The organism is Ancylobacter sp. 3268, assembly GCF_031456575.1.
GTDB lineage: Bacteria > Pseudomonadota > Alphaproteobacteria > Rhizobiales > Xanthobacteraceae > Ancylobacter.
The window spans coordinates 77481-100824 of sequence record NZ_JAVDUX010000008.1 but is presented as its reverse complement, the minus strand read 5'-3'; the positions used below and the strand labels follow the sequence as shown (position 1 = coordinate 100824).

The following is a 23344-nucleotide window of genomic DNA, read 5'->3' as shown; positions in this document are numbered from 1 at the left end:
ACTCCGGCATCTCAGGCACTCCGGGTTGGGATCTTGTTCTCGAAATAGCGGAACGCCAGCACCAGCAGGGCGGTGAGGCAGAGATAGATCAGCGCCAGCAGCAACAGCGGCTCATAGGTGAGATAGGTCACCTGGCGGATCTTCGAGACCACGGCATAGACGTCGATCACCGTGATGGTGGCGACCAGCGGCGTCGACTTCAGCTGCAGCACCGTCTCGCCATTGAGGGTGGGAAGCGCCCGGTGCACCGCCCGCGGCAGCCAGATGCGCCGGAACACTTTCCACCGGCTCATCCCATAGGCGCGGGCGGCCTCCAGCTCGCCTTTCGGCACGCCGGCGAAGGCGCCGCGCATCACCTCGCCCTCATAGGCGGCGAAGGACAGCGTCAGTGCGGCGACGCCATAGGGCCACGCCTCGCGCAGCAGCGGCCAGAGGAACGACTGCCGGATCGCTGGAAATTGCGGAAACAGCGAGCCCAGCCCGTAATAGAGCAGCCAGAGTTGCAGCAGCAGCGGCGTGCCGCGGATGACGGTGCAGAAGCCCTTGGCGAGCAGCTTCAGCGGCCACGGGCCCGTCACCTGCACCAGCCCGATGGGCACCGCGAGCAGAAAACCGAGAAAGCAGGTGCCGAACAGCATCAGCAGGGTGACGCCGACGCCATGGGCGAGGCGGCCGGCATATTCCGGCAGCCAGTCCCACCGCATGAACCAGACCACGCAAAACACGATGGATACGGCGATCGCCATCAGCACCACGCGGTGCGGCTTGAGGAAGCCGCGGCCACTCGGCAGCCGCGTGAGCGCTGTGGCCTCGACCGTGCTCTCCTCGGGCGGCAGCTCGACCAGCGAATCCGGCTCGGCCGCCTTTTCCCCGGCGCTCATCGCGTCGTGGCCCAGCCGCGCCGGGCGCGGGCCTCGATAAGGCGGATGATGACGTTCGAGACCAGCGTCAGCGCCAGGTAGAGCACGCCGGCGGCGCAGAAGAACAGCATATAGGCCTTGGTGCTGCCCGCCGCCTGCCGGGTCACCAGCGTCAGCTCGCTGAAGCCGACCACCGCCAGCAGCGCGGTATCCTTGGTGGTGATCAGCCAGAGGTTGGAGAGGCCCGGCAAGGCGTGCGGCAGCATGGCCGGCAGCGTGACCCGCCGGAGCGCCAGCAGCGGCGACATGCCGAAGGCGCGGGCGGCCTCGATCTGCCCCGGCGGCACGGCGAGGATGGCGCCGCGCATCACCTCGGTGGCGTAGGCGCCCTGGACGATGCCGATGACGAAGATGCCCGCCGCCAGCCCGCTGATGTCGACCGTACCATAGCCCGCCGCCTGTGCGAGGCGGTTCAGCAGGTCGGTGCCGGCATAATAGAGCAGCAGGATGAGGACGAGCTCGGGCACGGCGCGGACCACCGTGGTGTAGATCTCCATCAGGTCCTTCACCACCGGCCCGCCATAGAGCTTGCCGAAGGCGCCGCCGGTGCCGAGCACCAGCCCCAGCGAATAGCCGCCGATGGCGATCTTGATGGAGCTCATCAGCCCGGCCAGCAGCACCCCGCCCCATCCGGGCGGGTCGAACGCCAGCAGGCCCCAGTCGATCATGGATGCGGGATCGGCCGCCATGGCTCCGCCTCGCCCTCGAGGAAAGGAGGCCGGCGCGCGGCGCCGGCCCGGCTCGCCTGCGATCAGCCGCCGTAGATGTCGAAGTCGAAATACTTCTTCGAGAAGGTGTCATAGGTGCCGTTGGCGCGGATCGCCTTGATCGCGGCGTTGACCTTGTCCTTCAGCTCGGTGTCGCCCTTGCGGAGGCCGACGCCGACGCCGGCGCCGAGCACTTCGGGATCGTCCTTGACGTTGCCCTTCAATTCGCAGCACTGCTTGCCCTGGTCGGACTTCAGGAAGGCGTCGAGCGCGATGGCATCGGCCTGCACGGCGTCGAGGCGGCCGGCGGCCAGGTCGTTATTGGCCTCGTCCTGCGTCTGATACTCCTTCACCGTCGCCCCGGCGCTGCCGAAATACTTGTTGGCATAGTCCTGGTGAATGGTGGCGACCTGGACGCCGATGGTCTTGCCCTTCAGCCCCGCCGGTGTCGCGTCGAATTTTTCGCTCTTCGGTCCGATCACCCCGGTCGGGGTGTTGTAATACTTGTCGGAGAAGTCGATCGTCTTCAGACGCTCCGGGGTGATCGACATCGAGCCCACGATCATGTCGATCTTCTTGGAGGTCAGCGCCGGGATGATGCCGTCCCAGGCGACCGGGGTGATGACGCAATCGAGCTTGGCCTGCGCGCAGATCGCCTGCATGAACTCCACCTCCCAGCCCTCCCACTTGCCGGTGGCGTCGGGCGAGGCGAAGGGCGGGTAAGGCTCGGCGGCGAAGCCGACCTTGAGCGGCTCGGCCGCGGCGGAGGCGAGGCCGGCAAGGCCGAGGACGGCGGCAAGTGCGATGGCTTTCAACGCGTTCTTCATGGGTAGCCCCTCTGGATTTTCGGTTTTTTCAGTGGCTGGAATGGATGAACTTCTTCAGCCGCTCCGATTTCGGCGCGCCGAAGATCTGCTCCGGCGGTCCCTGCTCCTCGATCAGGCCGTGGGCGAGGAACACGATGTGGTTGGCGACGTTGCGGGCGAACTTCATCTCATGCGTGACGAGGAGCATGGTGCGCTTCTCCCTCGCGAGATCGCCGATCACGCCGAGCACTTCGCCGACCAGTTCCGGGTCCAGGGCGGAAGTGGGCTCGTCGAACAGCATGGCGTGCGGCTGGATGGCCAGCGCGCGGGCGATCGCCGCCCGCTGCTGCTGGCCGCCGGAGAGGAAGGCCGGGTAGGCGTCGCGCTTCTCGAACAGCCCGACGCGGCGCAGCAGCGCCTCCCCTCGGTCGATCGCCTCGGCCTTCGATACGCCGAGCACATGCACCGGCGCCTCGATGACGTTCTGGATGATCGTCATGTGCTGCCATAGGTTGAAGCTCTGGAAGACCATGCCGAGGCGCGCACGCAGGCGCTGCACCTGCCGGCGGTCCGAGGCGGCGAGGCCGCCAAGGCCGTCCTGCTTCAGCGCGATCGGCTCGCCCCGGATCGCCACCGATCCCTCGCTCGGCACTTCCAGCATGTTGATGCAGCGCAGGAAGGTGGACTTGCCCGAGCCGGAGCCGCCGATGATGGCGATGACGTCGCCCTCATAGGCCGTGAGCGAGATTCCCCTCAGGACCTCAAGCGCCCCGAATCGCTTGTGCAGGTTCTTGACGGCGATCGCCTCCGCCCGATCCGTCATCGGAGCGGCACCTTCGATGCCCGGCATATAGAAGTCCGGCCCATGCCACGCCTTCCCCGCTTGGCGGAACGGTCGCATTCCGGCGGCGAGGCTCGCCCGTCGCCTTCTTCCCTCTCGCCCATGGTTGCACTTTATGCGACAGTTGCTCAAGCGTATAACAACAGCGTTCGCGACTTTTTTATGCAGCGTCAAAAAATCAGCATTTCCAATCGGGGAGCAGGAGATGTCCGGCTTCGGGCTTCAGGAAACGTCGGAGCTGGGGTGCCTCGCCTGCCCTTGCCTGCGGCGCGCGGCATGAGCCGGCGCAACTTCCATCGCGGGACGGAGGCCGAGCGCCGCCACGACCTGATCGAGGCGACGCTGGAGGCCATCTCCGAGACCGGGTTGCAAGGGGCGACGGTCCGGCAGATCGCGGTCAAGGCGGGCGTGACGCCCGGACTGATCCGGCACTATTTCGATTCGAAGGAGATGATCCTCCAGGAAGCCTACAGGGTGGTGATCGCGCGGCTGACCGAGAAGGCGAAAGCGGTGACCGGCACGCCCGAGGAACGCCTGGCGACCTTCATCCTCATCAACCTTACGGAGCCGGTCGCCAACAGCGCCAGCCTGTCGCTGTGGGCCTCGTTCATCAGCCGGGTCGGGGTCGATCCGGCGCTGGCGGCGATACATCGCGAGGGTTACCTCAGCTTCCGCCATACCCTCGAGGAACTGCTGGCTGAGTTCCTGGCGGCGAGGGGCGAGGCCGCCGCCCCGGCGCGATGCCGGACGCTTGCCATCGCGATAAACGGCATTCTCGACGGCCTCTGGCTGGAGGGCTGCCTCGCGGGAGAGCTTTTCGAGGACAGCGAACTCGTCGCGATCGCCTTTTCATCGATCGGTGCACTGATCGGCCACCCGATCGGCCCGCCGGCCGCAACCGAGCAAGACCGGAAGGACTCCGATGCGCTATGCATCCATCACCGATAGGCTCGCCAGCCTCGGCTCCGAAAAATGGGCGATTCACGTCGAGGCGCGCCGCCGCAAGGACAGCGGCGAGCCGATCATCGAGCTGACCATCGGCGAACCGGACCTGCCGCCCCACGAGATGCTTATCGCGGAGGCCACGCGCGCCATGCTCGCCGGCCGCCACCGCTATTCGAACGGCCGCGGCGAGCAGATCCTGCTGGATGCCCTGATGCGCAAATATGCGCGGCGCCAGCCCGGCGTGACCCGCGACAACATATTGTGCTTTCCCGGCACGCAGACGGCGCTGTTCGCGGTGATGCTCGGCCTTGTCGAGACGGGAGACGCGGTACTGGTCGGCGACCCGCTCTACGCCACTTATGAAGGCGTCATCCGCGCCACCGGCGCCCATCAGCTGACCGTGCCGCTGCGCCCGGAACACGGCTTCCACATGCAGGCCGCCGACCTTGAGCGGGCCATCACTCCGCAATGCCGGGTGTTGCTGCTCAACACCCCGCACAATCCGACCGGGGCGGTGCTGACGGCCGGCGAGATCGCCGCCATCGGCGAGATCTGCCGCCGGCACGATTTGTGGATCGTCTGCGACGAGGTCTACGAGGATCTGGTGCTGTCCGGCACGTTCGCCTCGCCCTTCGACGATCCGCAACTCGCCGAGCGCACCATCGTCTGTTCGTCGATCTCCAAGTCGCACGCCGCCCCAGGCTTCCGCAGCGGCTGGGCCATCGGGCCGGTGGAGTTCACGCGCAGGTTGCTCTCGGTGTCGGAGACGATGCTGTTCGGCGGTCAGCCCTTCATCGCCGACATGACCGCCCACGCGCTCGACAACCCGGTCGATACCGCCGCGCGGATGCGCCAGTCCTACCGGCGGCGCGTCGACCTCATCGTCACGGCGCTGGCCGATGCTCCGGGGCTGGTGGCGTTTCCGCCGGAGGCAGGCATGTTCATCCTCGTCGATGTGAGCGGAACCGGGATGAGCAGCGCCAACTTCGCCCGGGCGCTGCTCGACGAGGAGCAGGTCGCGGTGATGCCAGGCTCGTCCTTCGGCGCCGGAGCGGCGGATTTCATCCGCATCAGCCTCACCGTGCCGGATGAGGCCATCGACGAAGCTTGCCGGCGCATGGCGGCGCTGGCGGCGCGCTCGACGGTCAGGGAGGCGGAGCGGGCATGAGCGGCACGAAACCGAGCCAAGCGAGGACGGTAGGGGAAGCGTTGATCGACCTGCTCGCCGCCAATGGTGTCGAGGTGGTGTTCGGCATTCCCGGTGTCCACACGGTGGAACTCTACCGGGGACTGGCCGGCTCGACGATCCGACACATCACACCCCGGCATGAGCAGGGCGCCGGCTTCATGGCCGATGGCTATGCGCGCGTCACCGGCAAGCCCGGCGTGGCGCTGGTGATCACCGGCCCAGGCCTCACTAATACCATCACCGCCATGGCGCAGGCGCGTCAGGATTCGGTGCCGATGCTGGTGATCTCCGGCGTCAACCGTCGCAACTCGCTCGGCCAGGGGCGCGGCCTGCTGCACGAATTGCCAGACCAGTCGGCGATGATGAAGAGCTTCGCGCTGGCATCGCACACGCTGGTGGATCCGGCCGAACTGTCGGCGGTGATCGCACAGGCCTTTGCGATCATGGGATCGAGCCGGCCGGGTCCGGTTCACATTGAGGTCCCGACCGACGTGATGCCGCTGCCGGCCGGCGATGTCGCGCTCCGACCGACGGTGCCCGCCCGGCCGGGCGCCGACGCCGCAACGCTGGAACGGCTCGCCGCGCTGTGCGACGGCGCGACCCGCAGCGTGATCCTGTGTGGCGGCGGCGCGGTGTCGGCCGGTGCCGCAATCACAGCTCTGGCCGAGAAGCTGGACGCACCGGTCGTGCTCACCACCAATGCAAGGGGACTGCTGGCCCGCCATCCGCTCCGCGTCCCCGCCAGCCCCAGCCTGGCGGCGGCCCGCACGCTGATCGCCGAGGCCGATCTGGTCATCGCCCTCGGTACCGAGATGGGTCAGACCGATTACGACATGTATGCCGACGGCGCGTTCCCGGCGCTGATGAACTTCGTTCGCATCGACATCGATGCGCTGCAACTTTCGCGCGCGCCGCGCGCAGACCTCGCCGTACTCTCGACGGTGGAAGCCGTGGTCGCGGCGCTGCTGCCGCGGCTCACGGCGCGGATCGGCAACGGCGCCGCGCGGGCGAAATCGGCGCGGGAGGCGGCCTGGAATGGCCTGTCGGCGAAGATTCGTACCGAGATCGAGATTATCGACAGCATTTACCTCGCACTGCCAGACGCCATCATCGTCGGCGACTCCACCCAACCGGTCTATGCCGGCAACCTCTATCTCGACATCGACCGCCCCCTGTCGTGGTTCAATGCCGCTACCGGCTTCGGCGCGCTTGGATACGGCCCGCCGGCAGCGATAGGCGCGGCAATCGGGGCACCAGGGCGCCCGGTCATATGCCTGACAGGGGATGGCGGCTTCCAGTTCTCCCTCGCCGAGCTCGGTTCGGCGGTGGATGCCGGCGCGCAGGTGATCTTCCTGGTGTGGAACAATGACGGCTACCAGGAGATCGAAAACTACATGCTGGAATGCGGTATTGAGCCGGAGGGCGTGAAGCCCTCCGCCCCCGATTTCGCAGCCATTGCCGGGGCTTTTGGCCTGCCGGCTCTGCGTCTCGCCGACATGGCCGAACTGGGTCCGGCACTGGCCGCAGCGGCGGAGCGCAAGGGGCCGAGCCTGATCGAAATCCACCAGACGCGGACCCGGGGCGCCAGTGCAAACTAGCGGCGCCCGGGACGCCGCGCGGCTCAGTTGCGACGAGCCCTGATGTCCCGCATCACCTCGCGCGCGGCGTTGAAGCCGGGAATCCCGGAGACGCCGCCGCCCGGATGCATGGACGAGCCGCAAATATACAGCCCCTTCACCGGGGTGCGGTAATCGGCATAGCCGGAGACCGGCCGCTGGAAGAACAATTGGTCGGTCGACAGCTCGCCATGGAAGATATGGCCCTGCGGCAGGCTGACGATGTTCTCGATGTCCGGCGCCACCAGCAGCTGCGCCTCAATCACGTCGTCACGGAAGCCAGGGGCGTATTCCTCGATGGTGTCGAACACCGTCTTGCGGAAGTTCTCCTTCTCGCTCGCCCAGTCGCCGCCCTTCAGCGTGTAGGGCGCGTGGCCGCCGAACAGGTTGACGACATGCTTGCCCTGCGGCGCCAGCGTGGTGTCGACCATGGTCGGCACCACCGGGGTGATGAAGGGGCGCGAGGAATACCAGCCATGCTTGGCGTCGTCATAGGCCCGCTCGAGATAGTCGATGTCGGGGGCGATATGCATGTAGGTCGGATAGTCGAAATTGCCGAGCGTGCCCTCGCGCCGCACGCGGTCGAGGATGCGGTATTGCGGCGGGCGCTCGCAGGCGATGTTCATCTTGAAGGCGGTGGAGAAGGTGCGGTAGCCCTTGATCTCGCGCACCACTTCCTCCGGCAGGTGTTTCTCGCCGACGAGGTCGAGATAGAGGATCTTGGCGCTGGCATTGGAGATGATGGTCTTCGCCTGATAGCTCTCGCCGGTCGCGGTCTCGACCGCGGTCGCCCGCCCGCCTTGAATGCGCACCTGTTTGATCGCCGCGCCGGTGACGATGTCGACGCCCTTCTCGCGGGCCGAGGCGGCGAGCGCCTGGGTGATCGAACCCATGCCGCCCTTGATGAAGCCCCAGCCGCCGGCGCCCTCATGCTCGCCCATGATATGATGCATGATGACATAGGCCGAGCCCGGCGATTTGGGCCCGGCGAAGGTGCCGATCGAGGCGTAATAGGCGAGCACCGCCATGACGCGCTCGTCCTCGAACCATTCGCGCAGGAAATCGTAGGCACTCATCGTCAGCATGTCGACGATGCGGTACATCTTGCGGCCGATCTTGCGGTGCCGCCACAGCAGCGAGGCGCCGTCCTTGAAGGTGCGCCAGTCGCGCCGGGTGGGGTCGACCGGCGTCTCCCACAGCAGCTTGCGCACGATGTTCGCCGCTTCGCTGAGATAGCGGTCGAACTCGGGGTAGATCTCCGCGTCGTGCTTCGAGAATTTCGCGAAGCTCGCCTGCGACTTCTTCACATTGTCGGAGAACAGGATGTAGTCGTCGCCGTCCAGCGGCGAGACCATGTCCGAGCAGGGCAGCACTTCCAGCCCGTGCTTCTTCAGCTCCAGCTCGCGGATGATGCGCGGGTGCAGCAGGCTCATCAGATAGGAGAAGATCGAGGCGCGGAAACCGGGCGCGATCTCCTCCGTCACCGCCGCGCCGCCGACCACGTCGCGCCGCTCCAGCACCAGCACCTTCTGCCCGGCCTTGGCGAGATAGTTGGCACAGACGAGGCCGTTATGTCCGGCGCCGATGATGATGGCGTCGTAGCTCTTGCCCACGGTGACGTCGGCCGTACTCATTGGCTGCTTCCTCGGTGGTTTACTGGTGATCCTATGTGCCCGCTAAGGGCCGCGCTCCCTCTCCCCGTCGGGGAGAGGGCTGGGGTGAGGGGTCTGCAACGCCCGCAATCGCCAGAACCCCCTCGCCCAATCCGCTTCGCGGGGCCACCTCTCCCCAATGGGAAGAGGAAAGACAGCCGGCCCCTCGGCGTTCGACGGCCGTATCGGCGCGGATCGGCGCGGCCTATTCGGCCGCGACTCCGCGCAGCGGCTCCTTCGGCTCAAGCCCGTCGCGGACCATGTCCTGGAACGACTTCACCGCATATTCGTATTTTGGCGACAGCGGACCGCGGGTGTAGATGCCCGCCTCCAGATTGCGCTGCACGCCGGTGATGATGTCGAGATCCTCGGTGACGATCTGCGCCGACCACTCCGCCGAGCGGCGGTTCTCCTCCGCCTTCTCGGGCGAGACGTCGGTGAAGAAGTACCAGTTGATGTGCCGGATGCGGCCGGGGCCGAGCGGCTCGATGGTGGCGATAGAGGAGCCCCAGTCATAGAGGTTCAGCATCAGGAAGGGGAAGCGGTAGAAGTAGAGGCCGCGCGTCAGCCCGCCCTCGCGCTTGGGCGCGTGCAGGTGGAAGAACTTCTCCCGCGCATAGGTGTCGATCCGGTAATTGTCGATATCCATCGACTCGCACAGGCCCGGATGCATGGTCCGGCAGTGGTAGCATTCGAGATAGTTCTCGCCATAGGTCTTCCAGTCCACCGCGCAATCGCGGTCCTTCGACATGAAATAATGCTGCTGTTCCAGCGGGTAGTCAGCGGCCATGTCGTGGATCGGGCCGAGCCATTCGACCAGGCTCTCGCCGCCGCGTTCCAGCCGCAGGAAAACGAGGCCGCGCCATTCCTCCGCGTCGATGGCATGGAGCCCCCAGGCCTGTGGATCGAAGGTGATGCCCTCGCCGAAGTCCACCGCCTTGTTGAGCCGGCCCGCGCGGGTGTAGCTCCAGCTGTGATAGGGGCAGACGACGAGCTTGCCGCAATGGCCCTCTCCCTCGCCGAGCAGCTGGGCGCCGCGATGTCGGCAGACATTGTGGAAGGCGCGCACCACGCCGTCATCGTCGCGTATGACGAACACGGGATAACCCGCCAGCGTGCCGGAGATATAGTCGCCCGGCGCCTTCAGCCGCTCCGACCAGGTGAACAGCATCCAGTTGCGGGCGAAGATCTCCTTGCGCTCGCGCTCGTAGAGCGCGGGGTCGCAATAATCGCGCGCCGGCAGCGTCCAGTCGAACGAGGCCTTCGCTTGCACTTGGGTGGTCATGTCAGTCCTCCCGGAGCTTCATGGCTCGGCCGGGGTGACGCCCGGCCGGCTTGGGTTCAGTTACGATAGGAGGGATCGATCTCGTCGAGCATGCGCAGATGAGCGGCCCATTCGAGAAGCAGATCGCCGTCGTCGAAATTCATCTGGTTGTATTGCGCGCCGACCTTCTCGCAGACGTCCTGCGGCGGCAGCACGATCTCGCGGCCCATGGACAGGGTGGCGACCTGCACCTCGCAAGCGCGCTCCAGATAGAACATCAGGTTGAACGCCTCGGCGACGGTGCGGCCGACCGTCAGCAGCCCGTGATTGCGCAGCAGCAGGCCGCATTTGTCAGTGCCGAGATCGGCGATGATCCGCTCGCGCTCGTCGAGGTCGAGGGCGATGCCCTCGTAATCGTGGATGCCGAGCCGGCCATAGAATTGCAGCGCGATCTGGTTGAGCGGCAGCAGCCCCTCCTTCAGCGAGGCCACCGCCATACCGGCGCGGGTATGGGTGTGGATGACGCAGGCGGCATCGTGGCGCGACATGTGAACGGCGCTGTGGATGGTGAAGCCGGCCGGGTTCACACGGTGCGGGCTGTCGTCGATCTTGTTGCCATCGACATCGATCTTCACCAGCGAGGAGGCGGTGATCTCCTCCCAGCGATGGCCATAGGGGTTGATGAGGAACCGGCCCGGCTCGCCCGGCACCCGCACGGTGCAATGGGTGTAGATGAGGTCGGTCATCTTGAAATGCGCAAGCAGGCGGTAGCAGGCGGCGAGTTCAACGCGCTGCTGCCATTCGGCGGCGGTCATGTCCCGGCGCAGGCTGGTGACGGGCATCGCTGTCTTCCTCTCTCGTTCACACGGCCTCGGCCGCCGTCGCGGGTGCGGTGACGTTCGCGGCGGCCTGCCAGTCCTCGCCGGCCCAGCGGCGCAGCAGCAGCGCCTCCTCCCAGCGGTCGGACAGTTCCTTGCCGTTCACGTCGGTGATGGCATAATCGCGCGGGCCTAGCTCGCACAGGAAGATGCACTCGGCCTCCGCCGCATGGCGCGCCTGCCACAGCGCGAAGCCGCGCCGCCACCAGTCGCGGAACACCTCGATCCACGGCCGGTGCTGCGGGAAATGCAGCGGCAGCTGGACCTGGCAACGATTGGCGACGCGGCCCTGAAAGGAATCCGACCGCTCCAGCAGCCGGGTGACCTGCGCCTGATAGTCAGCGCTGATCGGCAGCATCATCTCGCGGTCAACGACATAGTGAGAGAGATCGGCGGCCAGCCGCATCTCGGGGATGGCCTCGAGCAGCAGCAGCGTCGAAAACATGTCGTTGGTGATGCAGTTGCGGTGGGTCTCGAACTGCAGCGGCACGCCCTCCTCGCGGCCGATCCGCATCCACGCCTCGATCACAGGCACCATCTCGGCCACAGAAAGCGGCATCACCTGCCCGATGACGATGACGAAGGGCGAGCCGATATCCTTAGCCAGATGCAGGGCCGGCCGCAATTCCTCGATCGAACGGGGAAAGGCGGTGAGCAGCCCGGAGAGTCCGGTGCGGGCGAACTCCGGCACGGTGGCGCGCGCGGCAACGATGTCCATGGCGCCGAGATCGATCGCCATGCCATCGAAGCCGGCCGACTTCACCCGGTCGAAACGCTCGGCCACCGGCCGCTCCGGGACGCCGGGGCGGCGCAGCTCAGTGGCCCAGAGCGACTGGTACACCTTCAGCGGCATGGTCTTACGCCTGTTTCGCGGCGCGCGGGCGCGGCGCGACCGGCTCGAGGTCGGTGTCGTCCATGATCCAGATCTTGTCGTCCGGATAGTCCGCCTCGGTGCGGCCGTTCCAGAACGCCTTAATGACCGCCAGTTGGAAGCCGAGATAGGTCATGGAATGCGGCTTGCGGCCCTTCTCGACGAAGATCGTGCGGTGCAGGTCGGGCAGCCGGTGGAACGGCACGCCCGGGAAGGCGTGATGGGCGGTATGGAACTGCATGTTCCAGCACATCCAGCGCATGATGGCGTTGGTGCGGGTGGTACGGGTGTTTTCGGTGATCTGGTCGACATGCGGCAGGCCGAGATGCTCGATGGTGTTCTGCAACTGATGCACCGGCTTCATCACCAGCATGGGCAGCAGCCAGAGCTTCACCGCGATCCAGCTGCCTGAGAGCACGGAAAGCACGGCGATGAGGCCATAGCCGGCGAGGTGCCAACGCGCCTCGCGGATCACCTTGGGGTGCTGGTCGGCTGGGATATAGGTCTCGCTGACGATGCCGAGCGAGAAGCGGATCACCCGCCGCACCCGCGTGTACCAATAGGTGGGGCCGAGCACCCAGAGCAGATAGGACAGCATCGAATAGCGCTCGCGCCCGAGCTCGCCGTCGCCATCCCAGTCCTGCGTGTAGCGGTGATGGGCGAAGTGCTGGATCTGGTCGAAATCGCGGGGATAGATCAGCACGAAGCCGAACAGGCGGCCGAAGATCTCGTTGAGCTTCTTGGTCCTGAAGACCGTCGAGTGGCTCATCTCGTGCTGGCCGGCATAAAGAAAGTTGATCAGCACGCCGTGGGCGATGAAGAACGGCACCGCCCACCACGTGCCCCAGAAATACCAGAGCGCCGCGCCGGTGACCGCCAGCGCGCCGAAATGGCTGCCGAGTTGCACAAAGCCCGATAGGTCGGATTTGACGCTCAATTCCTTGAGCCGGCCCGGACTGATCATATCCTTGCGGCCGAAAACCTCGTCCATTTCACTCCTCCTCGAATTCCGGACGACGCTGGAAAGCCATGCGGAGCAGCAGGACCAGCGTGGTGATGACGATGAGCACCACCGAGATGGCGGCGATCGCCGGGTCGACATTGTCGCGCAGCCCCATCCACATCAGGCGCGGCAGGGTGATCGCATCGACGCTGGTTATGAACAGCGTGACGCCGATCTCCTCCCAGGACAGGACGAAAACCAGCAAAGCGGCGGTCATGACGCCGAAACCGATATTGGGCAGGATAACGTGGAAGATGCGCTGGGCGACGGTCGCCCCCAAACCCCGCGCGGCGAGGTCGATGCGCCGGTCCACCTGCGCCAGCGCCACCAGCACCATCACCACCGCGAAAGGCACGGCCATCACGATATGCGCCAGCGTCACGCCGATGACGCTGTCGAAGCCGATAGCCTGCGAGAACCGCGACAGGCCGGTCAGCAGGAAATACAGGGTCATCGCCGAGACCACCGGCGGCACGATCATCGGCAACAGCACGAAGCCGACCAGCGCCTGCGAGAAGCGCGGCTGCAGCATCCAGATGCCGAGCGCGAAGCTGGTTGCCAGCACCGTCGAGATCACGCTGGTGAGGACGCCGACCTTGGTGCTGAGCAGGATGGCACTCAACCAGTCGGGATTGTCGATCAGCTGTCGGTAATGGGTGAGCGACAGGCTGCCCTGCGGCAGCGAGAGCATCCGGCTGGGCGTGAAGGAGATCGGCACCACCGCCAGCAGCGGCAGCAGCAGGAACGCACCGACCAGCAAAGCGAGGGAGACAGCGAGAGGCCCGGGGCGGTGGATCGTCATTTCCCGCCCCCTGTCATTGCCAGTCCGGCAAAGCGCGACAGCAGGGCCATCAATCCCGCGACGATGAGGACCAGAACCACGCTGATCGCCGCCCCGAGCCCCCAGTCCGGGCTCTGGAACATCCTGAGATAGACGAGTTCGGCCACCATGATCGAGCGTCCGCCACCGAGAATGGCCGGCGTGACGAAGAAACCGAGGCTGAACACGAAGACGATCAGCGTCGCACCCATGACACCGGGTAGCGTCAGCGGCAGGAACACCGACCAGAAGATGCGCAGGCGGGAGGCGCCCATGCCGCGGGCGGCAAGCAGCACCCGCTCGTCCACCGCGCGCATGGCCGAAGCGAGCGGCAGCACCGCAAACGGGATGAGCACGTGCACCATGCCGGCGATCACGCTCGGCTCGTTGCGCACGAGTGCCAGCGGGCTGTCGATGAGGCCGAGTGCCTGCATCCAACTATTGAACAGGCCGCGATTGGATAGCAGTGCCAGCCAGCCAAAGGCGCGGGTCAGCAACGAGATCCAGAACGGCACGAAGATGCAGATCTCGATGATGCGCCGCTGCAGGCGCGAGCCGCGCACCCAGACATAAGTGATGGCATAGGCGGCCGCGACCGCAATGACCGTGACGATGAGGCAGACGCGGAAGGTGCGCGTGAACACCGACACCACCAGCGGGTCGCCAACGAGGCGCTGATACTGGCCGGTGCCGAGTTCCGGCAGCGTGACGCTCCAAAGCGCGACGCCGAGGAACGGCAGGGCATAGGCGCACGCCAGGAACAACACCAGAGGTGCCGTCAGGGCTAGGGCGGGCCAGATTGCCGTTCGGTTGCGCATGGTCGTGGCGGTTCGACTTCGGGGGTTGTCACTACTTTCCCTCTCCCCGACGGGGGAGAGGGTTGGGATGAGGGGTCTTCACGTTCAGCGATCGCGAGAACCCCTCACCGACCCGCTTCGCGGGCCACCTCTCCCCAATGGGGAGAGGAGTTACCATCCGCATCTACGCCGAGATCACCTTGGTGAACTCGTCCAGCGCGGCGCCGTAATTGTCGGCGTACCAGGGCATGTCGAGCGCGACCTGGGTCTTCATGTTGGCGGGATCGACCGGGTTGTAGCGGCGCTGGTCGGCCGGGATCAGCGCATCGGTCGCCGGGTTGGCCGGCCCCTGCCCCAGCATGTCGAACATGACCAGCTGGCGCTCGGGCACGGAGGTTGAGGCGATGAACTTCATCGCGTTCTCCTTCCCGCCGGGATTGTTCTTGATCACCGCCAGCGCGCCCGGCGACAGAAGGCCCTGGTTCCAGGTGAACTTCACCTGCCCGCCTGAATCCTTCTCGATCAGCGAGGCGCGGGTCGACCAGATCAGCCCCATCGCGGCATCACCGCCCAGCATCAGTTGCTGGCTTTCGGCGCCGCCGCCCCAATAGGCGACCACGTCGGGCTTCAGCGCCGCGATCTTGGCGTGGGCACGCTTGAGGTCGAGCGGGTAGAGTTTGTCGGGCGCCACCCCGTCCGCCAGCAGCGCCGCCTCCCACATGCCAGCGCCCCATTTATACATGGTGCGCTTGCCGGGATATTTCTTCACGTCGAAGAAATCGGCCATGCCGGTCGGCGGGTTGGCGCCGAATTTCTGCGCGTCATAGGCGATGACATAGGAGAAGAAATAGGTCGACGCCGCGTATTCCCACTCGAAGCCGGGCCGCATCTTGGACTTGTCGACGACCTTGTAGTCGATGGGCTCGATCATGCCCTGCTTGCCGAGCGAGATCGCCGAGAAAGGATCGGCATCGACGAGGTCCCAGGTCGGCTTGCCGCTCTTGAATTGCGCGGCGATGGCACCTTCCGTCGGGCCGGTGCCATCCTCCTTGACGACGATGCCGGTCTCCTTCTCGAAGGGCTGGCCATAGGCCTTGTCATAGGCCTTGAGGGCGTCGCCGCCCCAGTTGACCAGGACAAGTTGCTTCACCTGCGCCAGCGCCTCGGGCGAGCGCATGAGCAGTGGTGCACCGCCGAAGATCATGGCGGCGAGCTGGGTGAAGCGGCGGCGGCTGATTTCTCCCCGAGCCGCCTTGGCCGCGAGGATGTCGAGGCAGTCTTTCTGGAATGCGTCGTTCACGGCGTGCTCCTGCTGTTTTCAGCTTTGCTCTGGAAGAAGGAAGCCATTTTCGAAGGACCAGGTGACCCAGAAGTCCGGTCCGCGATCGAGGACGCGGCCGGCCGCTTCGCTCGGCAAGGTCACGGTCAGTTGAGTGCCATTGCGCGTGGCGAATGCCAGGCGCATGGCGGCGCCGAGATAGGTGGTATGGGCCAATCGGGCGGCCACGCCGTTGCCCTCCGCCGGCGGCTCGGCGCTGACCGACATGTGCTCGGGCCGCACCGCCAGCACGGCGCGGCCATTAACCTGCTCGTGCCGCGGTGCTCGCAGTCGCGCGCCTTCGAACAGGCCGCTGGTACCGAGCGAGCAGTGGCCTACCTCATCGACCGGCAGCAGGTTGATCTCACCGAGGAACTCCGCCACGAAGCGGCTCTGCGGTCGCTCGTAAATGTCGCGAGGCGCTCCGACCTGCAGCAATCGCCCATGGTTGAAGATGGCAATGCGCGAGGACAGCGACAGCGCCTCGCTCTGGTCATGGGTGACGAAGACGAAGGTGGTGCCGAACTCGCCATGCAGGCGGGCCACCTCCTCCTGCATGCGCCCGCGCAGATGCTTGTCGAGTGCCGAGAACGGCTCGTCAAGCAACAGCACGGGCGGCTCGAACACCAGGGCGCGGGCCAGCGCCACGCGCTGCTGCTGGCCGCCCGATAGCATGGCCGGGCGCTTCTTCTCATGCCCGACAAGGCCGACGCGGGCGATGATGGCGTCGACCCGCCGGGCAATTTCCTCGCGCGCCATGCCGCGCACCTGCAGCGGGAAAGCGATGTTCTGGGCGACGGTTTTGTGAGGGAACAGCGCATAGCCCTGAAAGACCATGCCGTATGACCGATCCTCGGCGCGGCTATGGGTGATATCCACCCCATCGCTCAGCAGCCGTCCCGTGCTCGCGGCCTGGAAGCCAGCCAACACCATGAGAAAGGTCGTCTTTCCCGAGCCGGACGGACCGAGCAGCGTGAGGAATTCGCCGGGCGCGACGTCAACCGTGATGTCCTTCAGTGCCGTGAAATGGCCGAAGGACTTCCCGATCCCGATCGCCTGTATCCCGACAGCCTTGATGGTCACGTGTGATGAGCGCTCCCTCGAACAGCGTGAATGCTAAACGCGGGTTTCACTCACCTCAAATGAAGAATTTTTCTATTTCAAGTGAATCGAATTCACTCCATTGGTGACCAGCTAAGCATGGACGCGAACGCCTAAGGATGCAGCAGCACCGTTGTCTGCACGAGACGGGACTTCAGCCAATCCGCGAAAGCCTGGATCGCCGGGTTGCCGGCCCGTGCGCGCTCGGTGACGAAATAATAGGAGCGGCTGGAGCGGATCGCGAGGTCGAAGGGACGGACGAGACGACCGGTGTCCAGCATGTGTCGGCAGACAAAATTGTCGCCGATCGCGATGCCCTGCCCGGCTATGGCCGCCGCCAGCACGAGGTTCATGTCGGAGAAGATCACACCCTGCTCGACGTTTGGCCCGACGATACCGGCCGCGGCGAACCAATTGAGCCAGTCGCCAAGGCCATCGAGATGCAGCAACACGGTGCGGAAGACGTCGACGGGCTCGCCAAGGCCGCCGATCTGGTTGAGCAGCGCCGGACTGCACACCGGCATGAAATCGACGGCGCTAAGCAATTCCACCGAATGACGCGGCCAGTCACCGTCGCCATAGGCGATGAAGGCATCGACACCCGGCGCATCAACATCATCGAGCCGCTGCGGCGTCACCACCCGCAACGTCACATCGGGATAGAGCTGCTTGAACTCGGCGACGTGGGTGCACAGCCAGAAGGAGGCGAAGCCCGGCGTCGAGCTGACGGTGATGGCCCCCTGCAACACCCCGCGATCGCCATATTGCACGGCGGCGTCGGTGAGCACGGTGAGCGCCTTGCGGACGTCGGCAGCGTAGCGCTTGCCCTGCGGCGTCAGCGCCACCCCCTTGCCGGCACGCTGCAGCAGCACGAAGCCGAGATCCTGCTCCAGAAAACGCAACTGATGGCTGACGGCACTGCGAGTGATGTTCAGTTCCGCCGCCGCCTGCCAGATGGTGCCGTGCCTGGCAAAGGCTTCGAGCGCACGCAGAGCTTGGGTGGATGGCAACCGCATTGGATACTCGTCTCGACCTGCGCCGCCGAAGGCCGCATTGAAATCTGGGAAGGGCTTTCGGAATCGGAGCGATGAACCCCAGTTCCGTCAAGGACAGTCGCTCCCGAGGCAGCTGGAACCGTGCACAGCCGAGCCGAGGCCGATCGTCCGGCACCAAGCCGTGAACTGACATGGCTCAGAGCGCGTACCGCAGCACGCAGCTCCGGGGACGCGCGGACTGCGAATGAACATGGCTCGCCACTCGCACAAGCCGACGCGCTCCGAATGGCGGCAAGCCGAGGCCGGATCGGCGAACTGCGGACAGTACGGTCAGCAACACGACACGACCGATGGACAAGACGGCACAATGAATGGCGCGATACAGATCGCTTGTCGTCGCTTGCCTGCCGCCACGGCAACCAGCCTTTGACTGCCGCGCCCTATTTCAGCCCGGCAAGCGAGCGCGCCTTGGCCACAGCCCGCATGCAGCCTGCCTCGTCGCCGGCCGCCTGCAGGTTTTGCGCCTCATTCAGAGCCCCCTCGGGGCCTGAGACAGGTGCTTGGAGACCGGCTGCCGCCAGCGACCCAGGCGTCGGGTCGTGCGAGTCCTGTGCCGCGACGGACTGTTGCTGCGTCTGCGGCTGAGCGGGCTTCGGCAACACCCGGCTGAGCTCGTGCTGCGTTTTTGCGATGGCCTCGACGCATTTCTCCCAATTCTGGGCCGCCGCCGGCCCGGCGCCCGCGAGGCCCGCGGACATGGCCAATCCACAGAATATGGATAACCTCGAAAAGGATCTGGTGAGCGTGTGTGCAGCCGCCATGGAGTCAATATCCCTAGTCTGCGTCAGAGGGGCGCGATGCGCGACGATAGAAGCCAGCTCGCCATTCCTCACTGCGATCCGGCTTCAAGCCGCAAAGATAGGTGCTAAATCAATATCTATTTAGTTCGGTTGATCTCGGGCAAATCGAAGCTCCGCCAATCCGGCACTTCCGACACGTCGGGGAATTCCACTCCGAACGGCCGAGTGGCGTCTATGCCTACGGAAGACGAGTAGCCGCCGTCCGTATAGGGATCGAGCGGCGCCGTCGCGGTGCGATCGACAACGAATACGTCCTCGCGCGGCTTCACTCGGAACGACTTCGCCCATTCCACTTCCGAGGACCTGCGGATGTCGATGTCCGGATCGACCACCACCACCCATTTCGGGTGAAGGTTCGAGGCCATCGCGGCCAGGATCGCATGCCGGGCCTCGCCCTCATAGCGGGGCGTCATCGCGATCACGACATAGGTCTGCACGCCACCTGAGCTGGTGATCGAAATGTCGGAGATCGTTGGGAACTGGGCCTGGAGTTGGCGCAGTATCGATGCCTCGAATGGGATCTGCTTGAGGACATGGTTCTCTGTGATCGGCTTGCCGGTGAGCAGCCCCTGGAAGATCGCATCCTTGCGATGAGTAATCGCGGTCACCTTGGCGGTGGGCTTGAGCGAGGCGGGCGTGTAGTAGCCCGTGTACTCGCCGAGCGGCCCTTCCACACGCTGATCGTCCGAATCCACCACGAACTCGATGATGAACTCCGCATGAGCGGGCACCTTAAGAGTGCTGGTCACGGCTTTCACAAGTTCGACGGGCTCGCCGCGCAGCCCACCCGCGACGAACCAGTCATTGGTGGCATCGCCCGACTGAACCTGGCAGGCATACGCAATGATGGGGTCGACACCGATGACGATCGCCCCATGCAGTGGGACCTTCCGCGCCACGGCCTTGGCAATATTCTTTCCGAAGCGGTGATTGGTCGCGGAGAACACCCCCAGCGTATGCGCGTCGTGAAGCTGAAAGCGATAATTGCCGATATCGGGCACGTCGGTGTCGGGGTCTTCCGAGACCACGATGCCGGCGGTGATGTAAGGGCCGCCATCCTTCGGACTGTAAGTTGGCACAGGAAGTTTGGTGAGATCGATATCGTCGCCGGTCAAGACGATCTCCTGGCACGGCGCCGGACCCTCGAAGTCGACGGGGCCGATCGGCGTGTCGATGCCCTTCGTCACGCGATCATGAATGGTGTCCTCGGTGGATTCGAACGCCATCAGCGCGAGGCGCCGGTTGCCATAGAGGCCGGCAACCAGAGGAAACTCGGTACCATTGTCCTTGAACATGAGCGCCGGTCCCTCGACCGAACTGTTCTTGGCAAGTGCCTTCGCAACGTCATACTGCAAGGCGATAGGCCGCGTAATATCGACGAGTTCGCCGGACTGCCTTAAGGTCGAGAGGAAAGCTCGCAGGTCTTTATAGGCCATGATCCACCGTTCTCACCTATCGCTGGTGCGTGATTAATGCGCAGCTTTCCTTTCGAGGTAAAGACAGAGGATGTCCGCGCGGCGGTGCGTGTCGGCGTGTCGGTCGGCCTGCCCCTTCTAGCGCTGTATATGCTCGGGCAGATTCATTTCGCCGTCTATGCGGCGTTCGGCGCGCTGGCCTCTCTCTATGGCCATAGCGAGACGATTCAACGCCGCGTCGAAACCCAGATCGTGGCGGGCGCCGCGCTTGTCGCCATCCTCACCGCCGCAGCGGTCTATTCAGCGGCGCAAGGGCCCGAATGGCTTTTGTCGCTGATGCTGCCAATCGTGGTGGTGGGAACAGGCACACTCGGCACCGTGATGGGATGGGTACCGCGTGGCGAAATCTTCTTCATTCTCGTGCTGCTGGTCATCGCTGGGATTCCGTTGACGGCAAACGAATTGGTGCCTGCCATCGCCGTGGGCGCAGGCGGAGCGGGCTTTTCGATCCTGCTGACAATGCTGGAGGCGAACGACAAGTTGGATACCCGCACCCTGCTGCATGGCGTGCGCCGGCGTGCGCGGATTGGCTCTGCAACGCTGGAACGAACGCGTCACGCGATCGTGATTACCCTCGCGGCATTGGCTGCGACAGCCGCCTGGTTGAGTGCTCAGGCTTTCGACATCGGCCATCCTTTCTGGGCGCCCATCGCGGTAGCCGCGTTGATGCCGGCCCTCACGCCGGCAGATGCCATGCGCCGGACGATCCACCTGATGACGGGCACGCTCGGCGGCGTTGGCATCGCCGCGGTGCTGTTCGTGCAGGAGCCCAGTCCTCTTGCCCTGATCCTCATCATCGCGCTTTGTCAGGCGGTTGCGGAGCTTTTCCTGGCCCGCAATTATGGTGTGGCGCTTCTATTCATCACCCCGCTAGCCATCGGCATGAGCAATCTCGGCCGTGGGCTCCCTTGGTCGCCGTTGTTGCTGGAGCGGCTGATCGAGGCAGGGCTCGGAGCGGCCATCGCCCTGGTGGCGATCATCGTTGGCAGCGTGGCCATCGCCAACATGGCCGCACCGCACATCGACAGAGAGGCCTAAGCGTGTCCTTGGCCATCGCTGGCGATACCGTCTGCGAGTTCCCCGGACGGCAATCGCGGACGCAGTTCAATGCCATTGCGGTGCGGCGGGATCGCTTGCCTTGCGCACTCCAATCGGATCAGTATCTCGCACGCCAAGGGAGGGCCAAATGGCCGGTGCATATTCGCTGAAGCATGAGATCTACATTTCCGCCGATGGAGAAAAGGTCAGAAAAGCGCTGAGTACCGCCGAAGGCTTGCGGGGGTGGAATACTCCGGACGTCGAAGGAAGCGGCGAGGTCGGAACGCTTTGGAATTTGAAATATTCTGGTCGGCCTGAATTTTCCTGGCGTATAGATCAGGACGATCCGGAAGAAATTCTCTGGACATGCACCAAGGGCCCCGGCGACGCAGTCGGCACCACGGCAACTTTCTCTTTTGGTTCGACCGAGGATGGCCGGACCCGTGTTCGTGTCACCCATGGCGGCTGGCCTCATGACGAGGCTAATTTCATCAAGTGCAACACCATCTGGGGTGCGCTGATGCATCACCTGCGCGAATACGCCGAATCCGGCGTGTCGGAGCCGGCCTTTTCCTGATCCGACCCGGAGATTCTCCCACATGGCGTCCCAGCAGTCGCTTCCTGATTTCGTAAGGGACATGGAAGCCGCGGGCTTTCTCGTCCGCATTACCGATGAAATCCGCGTCGATCAGATTCCCACAACACTCGAGGCCAACCCGACCAAGGCCGTGTTGATCGAGAAGGTAAAGGACTGCGAATTCTCTATCCTCGCCAACGCCTATTCCAACCAGGACATGTATGCCTGGGCCATGGAATGCGACAAGACGCAGACCGGCCGCAAAATGGTCGAGACGGCGAAGTCGCGCGCCAAATGGGAAGTGGTCGAAACAGCCCCCTGCAAGGAGGTGATCCTGAAAGGCGAGGATGTCGACCTGACGCGGCTCCCGCTGTTCCTGCATCACGACCGCGACGGCCACGCCTATACCAACGACAATCTGTTCATCTCGAAGCACCCCGATACCGGCGTCTATGACTGGGGCATCTACCGCTCCATGTTCCGCTCCAAGAACGAAAAGTCGGTCGACATGACCTGCACCTCCCACCGCCAACGCATCCATGCGATGGCCGCGGCGGCGAAGGGGCAAAACCTCGAGGTCGCCATGGTCATCGGCGGGCCGATCCTCGACAAAATCTCGGCTCTGGTCGGCGTACCCGGCGATACCGACGATTTCGAAGTTCTGGGCGGCTTCTACGGTGCGCCGGCGAAGATGGTAAAGTGCGAGACCATCGACGTGATGGTTCCCGCCAATGCCGAACTCGTCCTCGAATGCGAGTTGATGGCGACCGAGGGGATGAACTTCGACGAGGGCCCCTATGGCGAGTATACCGGCATGTATGGCGGTGGGATGAAGCACAATTATCGCCTCAAGGTGAAGGCGATGACCTACCGCCAGAACCCGATCTACCAGCACTGCACCATCGGCGGCATGCATCCCTGGTACACCGACAACATGCTGCAGTTGCCGGCCATCGAGGCCGACCTCTATGGCGCGCTCCGCCTGGCCGGCATCGATGTGTTGGAGGTACGCAGCCCTGCCGGCGGGCTCTCGAACATCGCCTATGCCAAGATCCGGCCGCTGGGGGCCGGCGACGCCAAGCAGGCGCTGGGCCTGATGCTCACTTGCTCCAAGCAGGGCCTACCCAAGGTGGCGATGGTATTCAACGACGATGTCGACATCTGGGACGACCAGGCGGTGCTCGCCGCCATGGCGTTCCGCTACATGCCGGACCGAGACACCGTCATCATCAAGGACTGCAACACCATGACGGTCGATCCGAAGTGCGCCGAGCCCGGCGTCGCCTCCAAGATCGGCATGGACTGCACCAAGCCGATGGGCGCCGGCTGGAACCCGGATGAGTTCATCAAAAGCGCGGTGACCGATCTCGGCGAACCGCCGGCCGATCTCAAGCCGATGACCGAGGACGAGATCGCCCGCGAGATGGAGGCCTTCATCGGCGCCGAGCCGCGCGCGTGGCTCGACATCCTCAAGCACTTCCACGGGCAGCCCTACAAATTCATCTACGGAGCGTTCGGCGGCCTGCGCCACAGGCTCGGCCGCATGAACGACGCCCCGTGGTACCGCTACACCCTGTCCGACCGCCCCTTCGCCTTCGAGGCGAAACCGGCAGCCCTGTCGAATTTCGACCCTCGGCATGTCGGCTCGACACACGCATGATGGCGCAAGGA

The 23344-nt window shown here is 64.9% G+C and carries 22 protein-coding genes; 6 read left to right on the top strand and 16 right to left on the bottom strand.

The window, feature by feature from the left end; genetic code table 11:
* Positions 1-11: 11 nt before the first annotated feature.
* The 4 genes from J2X65_RS13135 to J2X65_RS13120 all read right to left on the bottom strand — a co-directional run bounded on the left by J2X65_RS13135 (position 12) and on the right by J2X65_RS13120 (position 3256).
* Positions 12-881 carry an ABC transporter permease gene (locus J2X65_RS13135; RefSeq protein WP_404977703.1) on the bottom strand — a complete coding sequence of 290 codons (870 nt, stop codon included), beginning with the start codon at positions 879-881 and terminating at the stop codon, positions 12-14.
* Positions 878-1609 (bottom strand): ABC transporter permease, encoded by a 732-nt coding sequence (locus J2X65_RS13130; protein ID WP_310201652.1) that lies wholly within the window; start codon positions 1607-1609, stop codon positions 878-880. The genes J2X65_RS13135 and J2X65_RS13130 overlap by 4 nt, the downstream gene beginning before the upstream one ends.
* A 62-nt stretch (positions 1610-1671) precedes the next feature.
* A complete protein-coding gene (locus J2X65_RS13125) occupies positions 1672-2454 on the bottom strand; it encodes a transporter substrate-binding domain-containing protein (protein ID WP_310201650.1) in 783 nt (260 codons plus the stop codon).
* Positions 2455-2482: 28 nt separating this feature from the next.
* Positions 2483-3256, bottom strand: coding sequence for an ATP-binding cassette domain-containing protein (locus J2X65_RS13120; RefSeq protein ID WP_310201648.1), 774 nt, complete (start codon positions 3254-3256; stop codon positions 2483-2485).
* Positions 3257-3550: 294 nt separating this feature from the next.
* Between J2X65_RS13120 and J2X65_RS13115 the strand changes: the two genes are divergently transcribed.
* The 3 genes from J2X65_RS13115 to J2X65_RS13105 are packed head-to-tail and all read left to right on the top strand — an operon-like array spanning position 3551 to position 7006.
* Entirely contained in the window at positions 3551-4222 is a 672-nt protein-coding gene (locus J2X65_RS13115) for a TetR family transcriptional regulator C-terminal domain-containing protein (protein ID WP_310201887.1), read from the top strand.
* Complete coding sequence (locus J2X65_RS13110; protein ID WP_310201646.1) at positions 4197-5387, top strand: pyridoxal phosphate-dependent aminotransferase; 1191 nt, start codon at positions 4197-4199, stop codon at positions 5385-5387. Before J2X65_RS13115 ends, J2X65_RS13110 begins: the two co-directional genes overlap by 26 nt.
* Positions 5384-7006 (top strand): 5-guanidino-2-oxopentanoate decarboxylase, encoded by a 1623-nt coding sequence (locus J2X65_RS13105; RefSeq protein WP_310201644.1) that lies wholly within the window; start codon positions 5384-5386, stop codon positions 7004-7006. Before J2X65_RS13110 ends, J2X65_RS13105 begins: the two co-directional genes overlap by 4 nt.
* Before the next feature lie 23 nt (positions 7007-7029).
* On the opposite strand, the gene J2X65_RS13100 is transcribed toward J2X65_RS13105, so the two are convergent.
* The 12 genes from J2X65_RS13100 to J2X65_RS13045 all read right to left on the bottom strand — a co-directional run bounded on the left by J2X65_RS13100 (position 7030) and on the right by J2X65_RS13045 (position 20019).
* Positions 7030-8658, bottom strand: a complete 1629-nt coding sequence (locus J2X65_RS13100) for an NAD(P)/FAD-dependent oxidoreductase (protein WP_310201641.1) — start codon at positions 8656-8658, stop codon at positions 7030-7032.
* 223 nt (positions 8659-8881) lie between these two features.
* Positions 8882-9961 carry an aromatic ring-hydroxylating dioxygenase subunit alpha gene (locus J2X65_RS13095; RefSeq protein ID WP_310201640.1) on the bottom strand — a complete coding sequence of 360 codons (1080 nt, stop codon included), beginning with the start codon at positions 9959-9961 and terminating at the stop codon, positions 8882-8884.
* Positions 9962-10017: 56 nt separating this feature from the next.
* On the bottom strand, positions 10018-10782 hold the full coding sequence (locus J2X65_RS13090; RefSeq protein WP_310201638.1) for a class II aldolase/adducin family protein: 765 nt from the start codon (positions 10780-10782) through the stop codon (positions 10018-10020).
* A gap of 19 nt (positions 10783-10801) precedes the next feature.
* Entirely contained in the window at positions 10802-11671 is an 870-nt protein-coding gene (locus J2X65_RS13085; protein WP_310201637.1) for a sugar phosphate isomerase/epimerase, read from the bottom strand.
* A 4-nt stretch (positions 11672-11675) separates the two neighbouring features.
* Complete coding sequence (locus J2X65_RS13080; protein WP_310201635.1) at positions 11676-12680, bottom strand: fatty acid desaturase; 1005 nt, start codon at positions 12678-12680, stop codon at positions 11676-11678.
* Between the two features lies 1 nt (position 12681).
* Positions 12682-13494, bottom strand: coding sequence for an ABC transporter permease (locus J2X65_RS13075; RefSeq protein ID WP_310201633.1), 813 nt, complete (start codon positions 13492-13494; stop codon positions 12682-12684).
* Positions 13491-14330, bottom strand: coding sequence for an ABC transporter permease (locus J2X65_RS13070; protein WP_310201631.1), 840 nt, complete (start codon positions 14328-14330; stop codon positions 13491-13493). Before J2X65_RS13070 ends, J2X65_RS13075 begins: the two co-directional genes overlap by 4 nt.
* Before the next feature lie 163 nt (positions 14331-14493).
* Positions 14494-15609: an ABC transporter substrate-binding protein gene (locus tag J2X65_RS13065; RefSeq protein ID WP_310201629.1), complete on the bottom strand. Its 1116-nt coding sequence runs from the start codon at positions 15607-15609 to the stop codon at positions 14494-14496.
* Positions 15610-15627: 18 nt separating this feature from the next.
* Positions 15628-16710 carry an ABC transporter ATP-binding protein gene (locus J2X65_RS13060; protein WP_404977702.1) on the bottom strand — a complete coding sequence of 361 codons (1083 nt, stop codon included), beginning with the start codon at positions 16708-16710 and terminating at the stop codon, positions 15628-15630.
* Positions 16711-16841: 131 nt separating this feature from the next.
* A complete protein-coding gene (locus J2X65_RS13055) occupies positions 16842-17744 on the bottom strand; it encodes a LysR substrate-binding domain-containing protein (protein ID WP_310201627.1) in 903 nt (300 codons plus the stop codon).
* A gap of 419 nt (positions 17745-18163) precedes the next feature.
* On the bottom strand, positions 18164-18481 hold the full coding sequence (locus tag J2X65_RS13050; protein WP_310201625.1) for a hypothetical protein: 318 nt from the start codon (positions 18479-18481) through the stop codon (positions 18164-18166).
* Positions 18482-18660: 179 nt separating this feature from the next.
* Positions 18661-20019, bottom strand: coding sequence for a UbiD family decarboxylase (locus J2X65_RS13045; RefSeq protein WP_310201623.1), 1359 nt, complete (start codon positions 20017-20019; stop codon positions 18661-18663).
* Positions 20020-20055: 36 nt separating this feature from the next.
* Between J2X65_RS13045 and J2X65_RS13040 the strand changes: the two genes are divergently transcribed.
* From J2X65_RS13040 to J2X65_RS13030, 3 genes are all read left to right on the top strand, one after another.
* Entirely contained in the window at positions 20056-21096 is a 1041-nt protein-coding gene (locus tag J2X65_RS13040; RefSeq protein ID WP_310201621.1) for an FUSC family protein, read from the top strand.
* 148 nt (positions 21097-21244) lie between these two features.
* Positions 21245-21673, top strand: a complete 429-nt coding sequence (locus tag J2X65_RS13035; RefSeq protein ID WP_310201620.1) for an SRPBCC domain-containing protein — start codon at positions 21245-21247, stop codon at positions 21671-21673.
* A 22-nt stretch (positions 21674-21695) separates the two neighbouring features.
* Positions 21696-23333, top strand: coding sequence for a UbiD family decarboxylase (locus tag J2X65_RS13030; RefSeq protein ID WP_310201619.1), 1638 nt, complete (start codon positions 21696-21698; stop codon positions 23331-23333).
* The last annotated feature ends 11 nt before the right edge of the window (positions 23334-23344 follow it).

Coding starts and splice junctions, on each gene's coding strand:
- J2X65_RS13090 (WP_310201638.1), bottom strand. CDS start 10,782: ATGCCCGTCACCAGCCTGCGCCGGGACATGACCGCCGCCGAATGGCAG.
- J2X65_RS13050 (WP_310201625.1), bottom strand. CDS start 18,481: ATGTCCGCGGGCCTCGCGGGCGCCGGGCCGGCGGCGGCCCAGAATTGG.
- J2X65_RS13095 (WP_310201640.1), bottom strand. CDS start 9,961: ATGACCACCCAAGTGCAAGCGAAGGCCTCGTTCGACTGGACGCTGCCG.
- J2X65_RS13115 (WP_310201887.1), top strand. CDS start 3,551: ATGAGCCGGCGCAACTTCCATCGCGGGACGGAGGCCGAGCGCCGCCAC.
- J2X65_RS13045 (WP_310201623.1), bottom strand. CDS start 20,019: ATGGCCTATAAAGACCTGCGAGCTTTCCTCTCGACCTTAAGGCAGTCC.
- J2X65_RS13100 (WP_310201641.1), bottom strand. CDS start 8,658: ATGAGTACGGCCGACGTCACCGTGGGCAAGAGCTACGACGCCATCATC.
- J2X65_RS13120 (WP_310201648.1), bottom strand. CDS start 3,256: ATGACGGATCGGGCGGAGGCGATCGCCGTCAAGAACCTGCACAAGCGA.
- J2X65_RS13130 (WP_310201652.1), bottom strand. CDS start 1,609: ATGGCGGCCGATCCCGCATCCATGATCGACTGGGGCCTGCTGGCGTTC.
- J2X65_RS13075 (WP_310201633.1), bottom strand. CDS start 13,494: ATGACGATCCACCGCCCCGGGCCTCTCGCTGTCTCCCTCGCTTTGCTG.
- J2X65_RS13055 (WP_310201627.1), bottom strand. CDS start 17,744: ATGCGGTTGCCATCCACCCAAGCTCTGCGTGCGCTCGAAGCCTTTGCC.
- J2X65_RS13105 (WP_310201644.1), top strand. CDS start 5,384: ATGAGCGGCACGAAACCGAGCCAAGCGAGGACGGTAGGGGAAGCGTTG.
- J2X65_RS13080 (WP_310201635.1), bottom strand. CDS start 12,680: ATGGACGAGGTTTTCGGCCGCAAGGATATGATCAGTCCGGGCCGGCTC.
- J2X65_RS13135 (WP_404977703.1), bottom strand. CDS start 881: ATGAGCGCCGGGGAAAAGGCGGCCGAGCCGGATTCGCTGGTCGAGCTG.
- J2X65_RS13040 (WP_310201621.1), top strand. CDS start 20,056: ATGCGCAGCTTTCCTTTCGAGGTAAAGACAGAGGATGTCCGCGCGGCG.
- J2X65_RS13030 (WP_310201619.1), top strand. CDS start 21,696: ATGGCGTCCCAGCAGTCGCTTCCTGATTTCGTAAGGGACATGGAAGCC.
- J2X65_RS13070 (WP_310201631.1), bottom strand. CDS start 14,330: ATGCGCAACCGAACGGCAATCTGGCCCGCCCTAGCCCTGACGGCACCT.
- J2X65_RS13110 (WP_310201646.1), top strand. CDS start 4,197: ATGCGCTATGCATCCATCACCGATAGGCTCGCCAGCCTCGGCTCCGAA.
- J2X65_RS13035 (WP_310201620.1), top strand. CDS start 21,245: ATGGCCGGTGCATATTCGCTGAAGCATGAGATCTACATTTCCGCCGAT.
- J2X65_RS13085 (WP_310201637.1), bottom strand. CDS start 11,671: ATGCCGCTGAAGGTGTACCAGTCGCTCTGGGCCACTGAGCTGCGCCGC.
- J2X65_RS13125 (WP_310201650.1), bottom strand. CDS start 2,454: ATGAAGAACGCGTTGAAAGCCATCGCACTTGCCGCCGTCCTCGGCCTT.